This is a genomic window from Microbacterium sp. GCS4, assembly GCF_001262495.1.
Lineage (GTDB): Bacteria > Actinomycetota > Actinomycetes > Actinomycetales > Microbacteriaceae > Microbacterium.
Genome location: NZ_LGYE01000001.1, coordinates 145,645 through 157,579 on the forward strand (window position 1 = coordinate 145,645; position 11,935 = coordinate 157,579).

General features: G+C 69.5%; 14 protein-coding genes and 1 other RNA gene. 12 read left to right on the forward strand and 3 right to left on the reverse strand.

The genetic code is table 11. From position 1 onward, the window contains the following. Positions 1-2: 2 nt before the first annotated feature. The 4 genes from AKH00_RS00780 (at position 3) to AKH00_RS00795 (ending at position 2,795) form a co-directional block, all read left to right on the forward strand. Complete coding sequence (locus AKH00_RS00780; RefSeq protein ID WP_235556643.1) at positions 3-890, forward strand: flagellin N-terminal helical domain-containing protein; 888 nt, start codon at positions 3-5, stop codon at positions 888-890. Then, positions 887-1,282, forward strand: coding sequence for a flagellar assembly protein FliW (locus AKH00_RS00785; protein WP_050720833.1), 396 nt, complete (start codon positions 887-889; stop codon positions 1,280-1,282). Before AKH00_RS00780 ends, AKH00_RS00785 begins: the two co-directional genes overlap by 4 nt. 219 nt (positions 1,283-1,501) lie before the next feature. Next, positions 1,502-1,816 carry an HU family DNA-binding protein gene (locus AKH00_RS00790; protein ID WP_161804369.1) on the forward strand — a complete coding sequence of 105 codons (315 nt, stop codon included), beginning with the start codon at positions 1,502-1,504 and terminating at the stop codon, positions 1,814-1,816. A 178-nt stretch (positions 1,817-1,994) separates the two neighbouring features. Continuing rightward, a complete protein-coding gene (locus AKH00_RS00795; protein ID WP_235556644.1) occupies positions 1,995-2,795 on the forward strand; it encodes a sigma-70 family RNA polymerase sigma factor in 801 nt (266 codons plus the stop codon). 25 nt (positions 2,796-2,820) lie between these two features. Here AKH00_RS00795 and AKH00_RS00800 read toward each other — a convergent pair whose 3' ends face one another. Beyond that, positions 2,821-3,909, reverse strand: coding sequence for an AAA family ATPase (locus AKH00_RS00800; RefSeq protein WP_050720836.1), 1,089 nt, complete (start codon positions 3,907-3,909; stop codon positions 2,821-2,823). 171 nt (positions 3,910-4,080) lie between these two features. On the opposite strand from AKH00_RS00800, the gene AKH00_RS00805 reads away from it, so the two are divergent. Then, positions 4,081-4,968 (forward strand): TIGR01777 family oxidoreductase, encoded by an 888-nt coding sequence (locus tag AKH00_RS00805; RefSeq protein WP_050720837.1) that lies wholly within the window; start codon positions 4,081-4,083, stop codon positions 4,966-4,968. 37 nt (positions 4,969-5,005) lie between these two features. Here AKH00_RS00805 and AKH00_RS00810 read toward each other — a convergent pair whose 3' ends face one another. Next, positions 5,006-5,770 carry an SDR family oxidoreductase gene (locus AKH00_RS00810; RefSeq protein WP_050720838.1) on the reverse strand — a complete coding sequence of 255 codons (765 nt, stop codon included), beginning with the start codon at positions 5,768-5,770 and terminating at the stop codon, positions 5,006-5,008. Positions 5,771-5,870: 100 nt separating this feature from the next. Here AKH00_RS00810 and AKH00_RS00815 point away from each other — a divergent pair, with 100 nt between their 5' ends. Further along, positions 5,871-6,707 carry a helix-turn-helix transcriptional regulator gene (locus tag AKH00_RS00815; RefSeq protein ID WP_050720839.1) on the forward strand — a complete coding sequence of 279 codons (837 nt, stop codon included), beginning with the start codon at positions 5,871-5,873 and terminating at the stop codon, positions 6,705-6,707. A 19-nt stretch (positions 6,708-6,726) separates the two neighbouring features. On the opposite strand, the gene AKH00_RS00820 is transcribed toward AKH00_RS00815, so the two are convergent. Then, on the reverse strand, positions 6,727-7,566 hold the full coding sequence (locus AKH00_RS00820; RefSeq protein WP_050721967.1) for an aldo/keto reductase: 840 nt from the start codon (positions 7,564-7,566) through the stop codon (positions 6,727-6,729). Between the two features lie 40 nt (positions 7,567-7,606). On the opposite strand from AKH00_RS00820, the gene AKH00_RS00825 reads away from it, so the two are divergent. The 6 genes from AKH00_RS00825 (at position 7,607) to AKH00_RS00845 (ending at position 11,867) form a co-directional block, all read left to right on the forward strand. After that, on the forward strand, positions 7,607-8,011 hold the full coding sequence (locus AKH00_RS00825; protein ID WP_050721968.1) for a YchJ family protein: 405 nt from the start codon (positions 7,607-7,609) through the stop codon (positions 8,009-8,011). Positions 8,012-8,050: 39 nt separating this feature from the next. Further along, positions 8,051-8,782: a zinc ribbon domain-containing protein gene (locus AKH00_RS18220; RefSeq protein WP_050720840.1), complete on the forward strand. Its 732-nt coding sequence runs from the start codon at positions 8,051-8,053 to the stop codon at positions 8,780-8,782. 64 nt (positions 8,783-8,846) lie between these two features. Continuing rightward, positions 8,847-10,505: a bifunctional 3'-5' exonuclease/DNA polymerase gene (locus AKH00_RS00835; protein WP_235556645.1), complete on the forward strand. Its 1,659-nt coding sequence runs from the start codon at positions 8,847-8,849 to the stop codon at positions 10,503-10,505. 24 nt (positions 10,506-10,529) lie between these two features. After that, positions 10,530-10,886, forward strand: an RNA gene (gene rnpB / locus AKH00_RS07275) — RNase P RNA component class A. A gap of 346 nt (positions 10,887-11,232) precedes the next feature. Further along, positions 11,233-11,424 (forward strand): hypothetical protein, encoded by a 192-nt coding sequence (locus AKH00_RS00840; protein ID WP_235556646.1) that lies wholly within the window; start codon positions 11,233-11,235, stop codon positions 11,422-11,424. After that, positions 11,421-11,867 (forward strand): BLUF domain-containing protein, encoded by a 447-nt coding sequence (locus AKH00_RS00845; protein ID WP_050720843.1) that lies wholly within the window; start codon positions 11,421-11,423, stop codon positions 11,865-11,867. Before AKH00_RS00840 ends, AKH00_RS00845 begins: the two co-directional genes overlap by 4 nt. The last annotated feature ends 68 nt before the right edge of the window (positions 11,868-11,935 follow it).

Consider the following 11,935-nt stretch of genomic DNA (forward strand, 5'->3'; position numbering starts at 1 on the left):
ACATGATCGGGCGCATCACGAGCAGCACCATGACGCAGCAGTCGCTGCGCACCCTGCAGACGACCCTCGTCGACCGAGAGCGGCTGCAGAACCAGGCGACCTCGCAGCGGGCTTTCCGCACGCCCAGCGAAGATCCCGCCGCCGCGGCGACGACGCTCGGCGTGCACGGCGAGCAGTCGCGGGCAGCACAGTACGCCCGCAACCTCAGCGACGGGATGGCATGGGTCACGACCGTCGACACCGCGCTGGGCGCCAGCGCGGACCTGCTGAACCGGGCGCGCGACCTCACCGCGCAGGGGGCGAACTCCGGCGCACTGAGCGTGAGCGCCCGCGAGTCCATCGCGCAGGAGCTCGAGACCATCAGCGCCGAGCTGCTCGCCCGCGCGAACACGACGGTCCTCGGACGCAGTGTCTTCGCCGGGACGAGTGACGCCGCCGTCGCCTTCGATTCGGCCACCTTCACGTTCAACGGCACCGCGGGGGACGGCGTGCAGCGACGCATCAGCGACAACGAGACCGTGCGGGTCGACTTCGACGGAGCCCAGGCGTTCGGAACGGGAGCGAACAGTGCGTTCGCGATGCTGAACGACATCGCCGCCGAGCTGCGCAGCGGCGCGAACGTCGGCGCCCGGCTCGGCGACATCGACGACCGGCTCAAGGAGGTCGTGTCCGCGCGGGGGACGACCGGCGCCCGCCAGGTGCAGATCGAGCGCGCCATGTCGCAGAACCTGTCGGTCTCGACCGATCTCGAGGCGCGGCGCGTCGAGGTGGAGAACGTCGACAGTCTCGAGGTGCTCGTGCGGCTGCAGTCCGCCGAACTCGTCTTCCAGTCCGCCCTGCAGGTGACCGCCCGTTCGCTGCAGACCAACCTCTTGGAGTTCCTGCGATGACCACGATCACGGCCGACGCATCCGCTACCGCCGTCGAGTTCGCCTTCCCGATGCCGGGCCTGGCCCCGTACACCGACTTCGCCCTCGAGCCGATCCCGGGTGCCGAGGGACTCTACGCTCTGCGGGCCGTCGGAGCCGAGGTGCGGCTGTTCCTCCTCGACCCGGACTTCAGCGACTACGGATACGAGCCGCGCATCCCGACCGAGATCCGCGCGCAGCTCGGGGCGGACGACGACACTGCTCTGCGGGTGCTGGTGGTCGCGAACCCCGCCGAGGACGGCGTGTACATCAACCTGCGCGCACCGATCGTGCTGCACCCCGTCACCGCGCGAGCCGCGCAGGTGATCCTCGACGACGAGTCCCATCCCATCCGGGTGCGGCTGGACGGCTGAGCACCTAGATCCAATCGCGGGATCTCGGGAGTCAGAGGATTCCGATATTCACCGCATATACCAAGGAAGAACGAGTATCCTCTGAAGTGCACAGGCTGGGGTACTGGCAGATTCCGGCGTAGGCGCAGGAGATTGGGACCTGCGGGCGCGTCGCGAATGCCGCTGGTGGGGTACAGCGCAAGACGCTCGGTGACGAGCACTTTTCCATTGGACGGAAAAATGAGCACATCCAGGACGCTCGATACGAATCGGGTGAGCAAGAGGGAGTTCGTGCAGCGGTTCGCGCGACGCGGCGGGATCTCGGTCGGGGCCGCGCAGACCGCATACAACGCGATGATCGACGAGCTGGTCGATCTCGTGAGTCGCGGAAACACGGTGACCCTCACGAACTTCGGGAAGTTCTACCCGCAGACCCACAAGGGGCACCGGGTGCAGTTCTCGAAGGATGAGGGATCCGGCGAGGTCGACGACTACACGGTGCTGAAGTTCTCTGCGACGCGCGAGGTCAACAAGCGTGTCAAGGTGAACGACTAGCAATCGTGATCTAAACGTAAACGAGAATTTCCGAGGGATTCGCCTCTCGGTGCATCTCCGCCTGACCGGCGGCTCTAGCATGTAGTCGGACGGTTGTCCGCGTCGTCATCTGATGACGTGTGCTGTGGCGCGCTGGGGAGCTTGCACTGACAGTGAGAGAAGGCGGAACCCTATGCCGATGCGTGCGCGGAATCAGCTCGTCGTCGACCACCTCCACATCGTGGGCTCCGCGACGGCGAGCATCGCCGCGCGCCTGACGCAGGTCTCTCGCGAGGATCTCGCCTCCGCCGGCGCGTACGCCCTCGTGCGTGCCGCGGAGAGGTTCGACGCGTCACTCGGCGTGCCGTTCGGAGCCTTCGCCCGTGAACGCATCAACTGGGCGCTGATGGACGAGTTGCGATCGATGGACTGGGCGCCCCGCGACGTCCGCGCGCGGGCGAAGGAGACCACCCGCGTCCGCGACGCCCTCGCCGGCGCCCTGGGGCGAACCCCCACACTGCGCGAGATCGCGGACGCGATGGGACTGGATGCGGGAATCGTGCGCGAGCGTCTGGCGGACGCCGAGCGCACCGTCACGAGCCTCGACGTGTTGGACCCGCACGAGGTCCTCTGGTCGGGCTACCTCCCGGAGGAGATGGCGATCGCGGCAGAGCGTGAGGAACTCCTGCACCATGCGGTGGAGGCGCTCCCGGACCGCAAGAGGCTCATCGTGCGTGCGATCTACTTCGAGGACCGCACGGTGAAGGAGCTGGCGGACGAGCTCGGCGTATCGCACGCCGCGATCTCGCAGCAGCGCGCCGAGGCCGTCCGGATGCTGCGCGACGCTCTCGACCGGCATTACGCCGAGAACGCCGCGACCTCCCCGACGCGAACGTCGAAGTCCTCCGCATCCGCCCTGGACTCGTACTTCGATCGCCTCGCGACGTCGAGCGGGCACCGCTACGCACGGGCGTTCCTGCGCCAGACGATAGGCGTCTGAGCGGCCGGGAGCCGGGCGGGCGGGCTCAGAGGCCGAACCCGTAATTCGCCTGACCCACGAGCGTGAGGATCATGCTGGCCGGGTAGACCTCCGGCTCCTCGTCATCGTCGTCCACCAGGTCGAGCCGGTCGATCGGGACGACGATCGTGCCGTCGGCCTCGAACACGAGGTCGCGCGGCCGGAACGACGCGAAGATCGAGCGCGTCGAGTGACGCAGCTCGTAGGTGCGGAGCGCATCGCCCCGCTCGAACAGGTTCATCTCCGCCTCCTCCGACCAGATCGTGCCGTCTGGGAACCGTGCCTCGATGCGGTAGGTGCTCGGCTCGATCGCCTTGATGTTGAGGTCCTCGACGATCTCCGCGAACAGGGTGTCGGGCTGCGCGAGCTCGAACGCGATCGCACGGAGGTGGTCGTAGTTGAGGCGAGCGCGACGGGAGAAGAGCGCCACGTTCTCGATCTCCACCGGGTCGGCGTACGGAGCCTGGTCGCGCAGGTACTGCCGCACCTCCTCGGGACCGGGGTATTCGAAGCGCATGTGGTAGTGGAAGCGACCGGGACGATTGACGATGTACGCGCTCACGTCGTTGATGTCGTTGACGGTCAGGCAGTAGATGCGCTTGACCGAGGACAGGCCGTCGAACAGGGACAGGAACTGATTCTGACGGTTGGCGCCGTCGCCGCCGCCGCGTCGGGTCATGGGGAACGTCTTCTCGAACTCGTCGAAGACGATGAGGCACTCGTCCAGGCTGTCGAGGAACTCGACGATGCCCTCGTTGTCCTCCGACACGATCACGACCGGCAGCGCCTGATCACGAGCCTCCTCGGCGACCATCCGCAGGAAGAGAGTCTTGCCGATGCCCTTGTCGCCCGACAGCATCACGCCGAGACTGCGATCGGAGAGGGCGTAGGAGCGGAAGACCTTGTCGACCTTGCGCTCGAGCCCGCCGTACACGCGCTCGGAGCCGACGGACAGGTCGTCGACCTTGATCAGGCTGAAGCCCTCCTTCGACGTGAAGTGCACCCGATACGTGCCCAGCGGGAACACCTCGTGCGTGCGAACGGCGTCGTCGTACACCCGTACGTGGCCACCGGTCTCGATGTACGTTGTCGTCACGGATCCTCGTCCTCTTTCTACCCCGACGTATCTATCGACCGGTTTGCGGCAGCCGTAAGGTGCAGGACGCAGGAATCGGCCACAGAGGGCCGTGATCGACCTCGAGGGATGCTGCGCGTGCCAGACTCGCGGGAGGGGACCTCCCCGGACGCACACAGGACGGGAGCGGACATGGCACAGCGGATCGTGATCAGCGGCGCATCGGGACTCGTCGGGACGGCGCTCGTCGAGTCGCTCCGCGCGGACGGCGTGGAGCTGACGCGCCTCGTCCGCCGACCTCCGACGAGCAACGACGAGGTGCAGTGGCGTCCCGGCGAGCGCGAGCTCGATCCGGACGTGCTCTCCGGAGCGGATGCCGTCGTCGCGCTGGGCGGCGCGAGCGTCGGGCGTTTGCCCTGGACGCGCGGCTATCGCCGCACCCTCGTCGAGTCGCGGATCGTGACGACCCGCACGATCGCCACTGCGGTCAGAGCGCTCGGCGCGGACGCGCCGATGTTCGTGTCGGCCTCCGCTGTCGGCTTCTACGGATCCGCGCCCGGAGAGGTGCTGACCGAGGACGCTCCAGCGGGCGACACGTTCCTCGCGCGGCTCTGCGTCCGCTGGGAGGACGAGGCCCGGCGCGCAGGCGATCACGCGCGGGTGGCGCTGCTGCGCACGGCGCCTATCGTTCACCGGCGGGGCGTCCTGAAGCCGCTCATCCAGCTGACGCGGTTCGGTCTCGCAGGTCCCCTCGGGCCGGGGACGCAGATGTGGCCGTGGATCTCGTTGGAGGATGAGGTGCGCGGCATCCGCCATGTGATCGACTCGGGACTCGACGGACCGGTCAACCTCACGGGACCGGCCCCGGCGACGGCGGACGATCTCGGGCGCGCTGTCGCCCGTCGGATGCATCGGCCGTTCTGGCTGCCTGCACCTGCGTGGGCGTTGCGTCTCGCCCTCGGCGACGCCGCGGAGTCGCTGCTCCTATCGGATGCCGACGTGCGCCCGCGGATACTGCTCGACTCGGGCTTCTCGTTCACCCACACCACGGTGCAGCAGGCGGTCGACGCGGCGCTGTGAGACGCGCCGCGCCGACCGGTCGGACGCCGACAGGACCTCAGCGGTTGTGCGGATCTGCGGCGTTGAGCGCTGCGACGACCTGCGGGTAGTCGCCCCGGGCCTCGCCGTAGCGGAGGAACTTCACGCGCTCGACCTGGATCTCGGTCGCGTCGGGCTGCGACTCGATGAGCCCCATGACCTCCGAGACGAAGTCGTCCAGGGGCATGGCGTTCTCGCTCGTCTCGTGGCCGGGCATGAGCTCGGTCCGCACGGCCGGCGGTTCGAGCTCCTGCACCGACACGCTCGTCCCCGCGAGCTGCAGGCGCACGGACTCGCTGAGCATGTGGATCGCGGCCTTCGTGGCGTTGTACGTCGGCGTGGCCCGCAGGGGAGCGAACGCGAGTCCCGAGGAGACCGTCACGATGGTCGCGTCGTCCTGGGCCTGCAGGTGCTCGATGAACGCGGCGATGAGGCGGATCGGGCCAAGGAGGTTCGTCGTGACGGTCGCCTCGGCCGTCTCGAGGAAACCGGACGGGGTCGTCCAGTCCTCGGCGCGCATGATGCCCGCCATCGCCACGACGACGTTGAGGTCGGGATGTGCCGCGATGACGTCGCGTGCGGCATCCCGGATGCTGTCCGCATCCGCGGTGTCGATGCGCACGGCGTGGATGCCGGGGTTCTCGGCGGCGATCCGCTCGAGAAGCGCGGTGCGCCGCCCGCCGACGATCACGGTGTTGCCGCGCTCGGCGAGTCGCTGGGCGAGGGCGAGGCCGATGCCGCTCGTCGCCCCGGGGATGAAGATGGTGTTTCCGCTGATGTTCATGACCCCACTCTCCGGCGCCCGTCGTCGTCCCTCCAGGGACGGCTCATCCAGGGACCCGCGGTCCCTGGATCGTCGTCCGCGCGCGGGGGATACTGCTGAGGTGGACAGAGATGCGCTGGCGGAGTTCCTCGTGAGCCGGAGGGAGCAGCTGCGCCCCGCGGATGTGGGGCTCGGCCAAGGGGTACGGCGGCGGACCCCTGGCCTCCGACGTGAAGAGGTCGCGCAGCTCGCCGCGATGTCGACGGACTACTACGCACGACTCGAGCAGCGGCGAGGGCCTCAGCCGAGCGTGCAGATCCTGGCCTCGCTCGCGCGTGCGCTGCGGCTCACGTCCGACGAGCGGGACTACCTGCACCGGGTCAGCGGGCACAGCGCCCCCGACCGCACGGCGTTCACGGACTACGTGCATCCGGGGATGCTCCGCATCCTGGACCGGCTCGACGACAGCCCCGCGTTCATCGTGTCGGTGCTGGACGAGGTCCTGGTCCAGAACGACGCCGCCAAGGCCCTGCTCGGAGACGCGAGCGGGTTCGAGGGTCTGGAGCGCAGTGGGATCTACCGCTGGTTCGCCGACCCGGCGGGGGAGCGGCATCACTACCCGGACGCGGATCACCCGCAGCGCAGCCGAGTTCTCGTCGCCTCGCTGCGCTCCGCATACGGCGCTCTGGGGGAACGCTCCCGGGCCGGAGAGATCGTGCGGGAGCTGATCGGGCGCTCGGAGGAGTTCGCCGCGCTCTGGCAGGTGCACGAGGTGCGTCGCCGCTTCGACGACCACAAGGTGCTGGTGCATCCCGCGGTGGGGGAGATCGAGGTCGACTGCCAGGCGCTGCTCACCGAGGACGAGTCGCAGGCCCTCGTGGTGCTCACCGCTGCACCCGGGAGCGAGGCTGCGAGCAAGCTCGAACTCGTCCGGGTCCTCGGGACGCAGCGCGTCTGACGGCTGCGCCCCGAGCGGGTCAGGACTCCTCGTGCGTGCGCGGATCCGCGCCGAAGAGTCGTCCGTCCTCGCGACCGAGGGCCGTGATCGCGGCGACCTCGTCGTCGGAGAGGCGCACCGCACCCGCCTCGAGATTCGACACCTGGTGCTCGAGCGACGAGGCCTTGGGGATCGCGACCGTCTCGCGTGCGACATGCCAGGCGAGCACGGTCTGGGCGCGGGAGATGCCATGCGCATCGGCCACCTCGCCGATCACGGCCTCGTCCAGCAACTCCTTGGCGCGTCCGAGGGGACTCCAGGCCTCGGTGAGGATGCCGTGCTCGCGGTGATACGCGAGCTGCTCGCTCTGCGGGAAGAAGGGGTGCACCTCGATCTGGTTGACCACGGGTCGCACACCGGTCTCGCGCTCGATGCGCTCGAGGTGCTCCGGCAGGAAGTTCGACACGCCGATCTGGCCCACGACTCCGCGCTGTTGCGCGTCGACCAGGGCCTCCCAGGCCTGCACGTACTCGTCCTGGCTGGGGTTCGGCCAGTGGATCAGGTGCAGGTCGGTGACGTCGACACCGAGACGGGAACGGCTCTCCTCGATGCTCGTCGTCGCCTTCGCCCGCGGGTGGTGACGGCCGGGCAGCTTGGTCGTCACGATGATCTCCGAGCGGTCGACGTCGGCGGCGCGGACTCCGCGTCCGACGGAACCCTCGTTCTCGTAGTTGAATGCCGAGTCGAGCAGGCGGTAGCCGGCGCCGATCGCTGTGGCCACGGCATCCGCTCCAGCGTCGCCGTTCAAGGCGTAGGTGCCGAGTCCGAGGGCGGGGAGTTCGAAGCCGTTGTGCGCGGTGAAGCGAGGAAGAGCGGTCATGCCGTCAGCGTACGCTGGACCCGTGACGGAGGCGGAGACCATGGCGTCGGATGGCGGGAACGGGCAGGATTCGCACCGGTGCCCGTGCGGCTCGGGCGACGTGTTCGCACGGTGCTGCGGTCCGGTGCTCGACGGAGTGCCCGCCTCGACGGCCGAGCGGCTGATGCGATCGCGGTTCACGGCGTTCTCGCTCGGAGACGCCGACCACCTGCTCGCGACCTGGCACCCGACGACGCGCCCGGACTCTCTCGACCTCGATGCGAGCCTGCGGTGGCGGCGCCTGCTGATCGTCGACCGTGTGGCCGGCGGCCCCTTCGACCGCGAAGGGGTGGTGGAGTTCGCCGCCACCTGGGAGCAGCAGAGTGAGAGAGGGGTGCTCCGGGAGCGCAGCCGATTCGTGCGCGAAGGCCGCTCGTGGTTCTACGTCGACGGCGATGTTGCCTGAGCGAGTAGAGATGTTGCCTGAGCGAGTAGATTTGAACGCGTGAACGCCAGCCCGGAACACCAGCGCATCCTTCTCGACGTCGCCGACCTGGACCGCCGCATCGCGCAGGCGGAGCGCGCGCGCACCAAGCCGACCCAGGCCGCCCGCATCACCGAGCTCGTCGCGATCCGCCAGGAGCAGCTGCGCGAGCTGACGGCGCTCACCGGGACACGCGACGACGTGCGCACCGAGCTGACGCGGCTCGAGTCCGACGTGGCCCTCGTCGAACAGCGCCGTGCGCGCGACGCCGACCGCCTCGCCGCGGCGACCAACCCGAAGGAGGCGCAGGCGCTCGAGCACGAGATCGCCAGCCTGACCCGCCGGCAGAGCGACCTGGAGGACGCGCAGCTCGACGTCATGGGGCGGATGGAGGATGCCGACGCCGCAGTCGCGGCGCAGCAGGCGCTCCTCGACACCACGACCAGCGAGGGCAGTGCGCTCACCGCGCAGGCCAAGGCGGACGTGGCCGCGGCCACCGACCTCGGCGCGCAGCTCGCCCGCGACCGCGAGGCTGTCACCGCGACGATCCCCGCCCCGCTCCTGGCGGAGTACACGCGCCGAGCCGCCAACAGCGCCGGTGCTGCTCTCCTCACACGCGGCACCTGCGAGGGCTGCCGCATCCTGTTGCCCGGTACCGACATCGCCGAGATCCGCCGGGCCGCCGAGGACGCCGTCGTCTCGTGCCCGGAGTGCGGCTGCATCCTCGTCCGCACCGAGGAGTCCGGGCTGTGATCTGCGCGCCGCGAGCGCGCCGGCGGTGAGCTCGCGGCGGACTCCGGAGCGATGGATCGCCCTGGTGGCCGACCGCTCCGGGGACTGGACGGCCGTGGAGCTCGATCCCGCAGGCGAGGAGCGCGGTCGTGAACGGCTGAGCGCTGCCAGACTCCCGGACTGGGTGACGGCGCAGGAGAGCGAGAACGCTCCGCGGTGGATCATCCGCAGCGCTCGCGAGGTGTATCCGCCGCTCCTCGCCGCGGGTGTGCGTCTCGGGCGCACGCACGACCTCCTCCTGTGTCATGCGATCCTCCGCGACACGGACGCGGTCGCTCGTCCGCTCGCTCCCTCCGCCGACTGGGTGCGCACCGAGGTCGTCGACGAGGCGCCGTCGTTGTTCGACGTCTTCGAGCGCGAGGACGACACCGACCCGGTCGAGGACGTGCTCGCGCAGTTCCGGCTCCAGCGCCGCGTGATCGACGACGGCGCGGACGGACGCCTCGCGCTCTTGACCTCGGCGGAATCCGCGGGCGGGCTGGTCGCGGAGGAGATGCGCGCCGCCGGGCTCCCCTGGGACGAGCGGATCCACGACGGCATCCTCACCGAGATCCTCGGAGCGCGTCCGATCGCGGGCGGGATGCCGAGCCGCATGGTCGCCGAGGCGGAGCGTGTGCGGTCGATCCTCGGGGATCCGGGACTCAACCTCGACAGTCAGCCCAAGCTGCTGCGCGCACTGCACCGGGTGGGCGTGCAGGTCGAGTCGACCGGACGCTGGGAGCTCGCGCAGCACGACCACCCCGTGATCGGGCCGCTCACCGCCTACAAGAAGCTCGCCCGTCTGCTGAGCGCAAACGGCTGGGGGTGGCTCTCCGAGTGGGTGCGAGACGGTCGGTTCCGCCCCGTCTACATCCCCGGCGGAGTCGTCACGGGTCGCTGGGCTTCGGCGGGCGGCGGTGCACTGCAGATCCCGAGGAACCTCCGCGCAGCGGTGCGTGCCGACGAGGGCTGGCGGCTCGTCGTCGCCGACGTGGCTCAGCTCGAACCGCGCATGCTCGCTGCGATGGCCGGCGACCGAGCCATGGCTCGCGCCGCGCAGGGAGCCGACCTGTATGCGGGCGTCGTCGAATCGGGAGCCGTCGCGACGCGGGAAGAGGCCAAGTACGCCGTGCTCGGCGCCATGTACGGCGCGACCACAGGCGACAGCGGGCGTCTCGTGCCGCGGCTGCGCAAGGTGTACCCACGCGCCATGGCGCTCGTCGACCGCGCCGCGCGGATCGGCGAGGACGGCGGCGTGGTGTCCACGTGGCTGGGCCGTTCCTCGCCCCGTCCCTCCGCCGAGTGGGAGCGGATGCAGGCGCGCGCGACGGACGCCGACGCGGATCCCGCCGAGGTCGCGGTGGCACGGCGACGGGCGCGCGACTGGGGCCGCTTCACACGGAACTTCGTCGTGCAGGGAACCGCTGCCGAATGGTCGCTGATCTGGCTCGCCGAGATCCGCCATCGCCTGGCGCAGCTGCCGGAGGCGGAGCATCGCGCCCCGGCATCCGGCCCGTTCGCAGCACGCGCGCACCTCGCTTTTTTCCTGCACGACGAGGTCGTGCTGCACGCCCCGGCAGAGCAGGCCGAGGCGGCCGCCGAGGCGGTGCGCGATGCCGCGGCGGTGGCGACCCGACGCCTGTTCGGCGACTTCCCGATCGATGTGCCGCTCGACCTTCGCAACGCGGAGTCCGCCGAGAAGTAGCTCCCCGTAGACTGGACGTGCGAATGGGTCGACTGGACGGTCGCGTGGCGGGAGACCGCACCGAGGAACGTCCGGGCTCCACAGGGCAGGACGGTGGGTAACGCCCACCCGGAGCAATCCGCGAGACAGTGCCACAGAGAGCAGACCGCCCCGCAAGGGGTAAGGGTGAAAGGGTGGTGTAAGAGACCACCGGGGGCCATGGTGACATGGCCCGCCAGGTAAACCTCGTCCGGAGCAAGATCAGACAGAGGATGATGACGCGGCTCGCCGAGTCCTCGGGTAGATCGCTAGAGTGCCACGGCAACGTGTCGCCGAGAGAGATGACCGTCGAAGGGGCGAAGAACCCCGGAACAGAACCCGGCGTACAGGTCGGCCCATTCGCCCCGCCCGCCCTCGAAGCGTCGAACCGCGCCTACCAGCAGGCCGCCTCGTCCGTCAATGGGAGGCGCCGGATGACGACCGGAACCTAGGCTGGGAGCACAACGGGCCGCTCCTGTGCCGCCCTTCGTCAGTCGGCCCGGCGGCGCACGCGGATTCTCTCGGTTCCGTGGACATTGCTCGGCAGCGGCGGAGTCCTCGACGGGCTCCCTCCCGGCTGTCCGGTCCCTCGAAATCGGGTTCGAGGGACCGGAACCCTCTTCTTCCCCCGACCGGAGCCACCGTGCATGACGACGACAGACCCGAGTCACCGCATGTCCTCTGGGCATGCGTCGAGGAAGGCTTCCACGTGGGCAGCCGCGGAGGCGACTTCCTCGGCTACGTCGACCGGCAGCCCAGTGGCGAGTACCGCGCGTTCGACGCGCGATCGAGTGTGATCGGCGATTTCTCGATCCTCGCTGAGGCGACGGCTGCGGTGTCCGCGGCTTCTCCGGATGACGACGCTCCTTCGGCGGAGGACCTGCAGGGGACGGTCCGATGAGCTCATCCGGACGACTGCTCTCGCTCGTCTACACCAGCACCGCGTCCCACGCGTTCCGCGAGACGGCGCTCGAGCAGCTCCTCGAGGAGTGCCGTCGCCGCAATGCGGAACAGGACGTGACCGGGATGCTTCTTCACCGGTCGGGCCGTTTCATCCAGGTGCTCGAGGGTGAGCCCGAGGTCGTCCGCGCGCTCGCGGAGCGAATCCGCAACGACAGCCGCCACCATGACATGAGGGTGCTCGTCGAAGAGCCGATCGGCGAGCGCCGCTTTCCGGACTGGACCATGGGCTACCGGGCGTTCCGCGGCGACCCGGGTCTCGCACCCGCCGGCTACCGCGACTCCTTCGCCGACCTCGACGCCGATGTCGACCCGATGACCACGATGCGTGCGCTGTCCGAGCTCACCTTGTGGTTCCGGGTGCGAGCCGCGCGCTCGGCCTGACAGCCGCAGACACGACGAAGGCCGATCTCGGTCATACGTATGAACCCTGACTCCGATCGATACCTTCG

Bases quoted from the DNA above. Each gene is read 5' to 3' on its own strand.
- AKH00_RS00805 (WP_050720837.1), top strand. From the start codon at position 4,081: ATGGCACAGCGGATCGTGATCAGCGGCGCATCGGGACTCGTCGGGACG.
- AKH00_RS00780 (WP_235556643.1), top strand. From the start codon at position 3: ATGATCGGGCGCATCACGAGCAGCACCATGACGCAGCAGTCGCTGCGC.
- AKH00_RS00845 (WP_050720843.1), top strand. From the start codon at position 11,421: ATGAGCTCATCCGGACGACTGCTCTCGCTCGTCTACACCAGCACCGCG.
- AKH00_RS00825 (WP_050721968.1), top strand. From the start codon at position 7,607: ATGGCGTCGGATGGCGGGAACGGGCAGGATTCGCACCGGTGCCCGTGC.
- AKH00_RS00810 (WP_050720838.1), bottom strand. From the start codon at position 5,770: ATGAACATCAGCGGAAACACCATCTTCATCCCCGGGGCGACGAGCGGC.
- AKH00_RS00795 (WP_235556644.1), top strand. From the start codon at position 1,995: ATGCGTGCGCGGAATCAGCTCGTCGTCGACCACCTCCACATCGTGGGC.
- AKH00_RS00790 (WP_161804369.1), top strand. From the start codon at position 1,502: ATGAGCACATCCAGGACGCTCGATACGAATCGGGTGAGCAAGAGGGAG.
- AKH00_RS00820 (WP_050721967.1), bottom strand. From the start codon at position 7,566: ATGACCGCTCTTCCTCGCTTCACCGCGCACAACGGCTTCGAACTCCCC.
- AKH00_RS00785 (WP_050720833.1), top strand. From the start codon at position 887: ATGACCACGATCACGGCCGACGCATCCGCTACCGCCGTCGAGTTCGCC.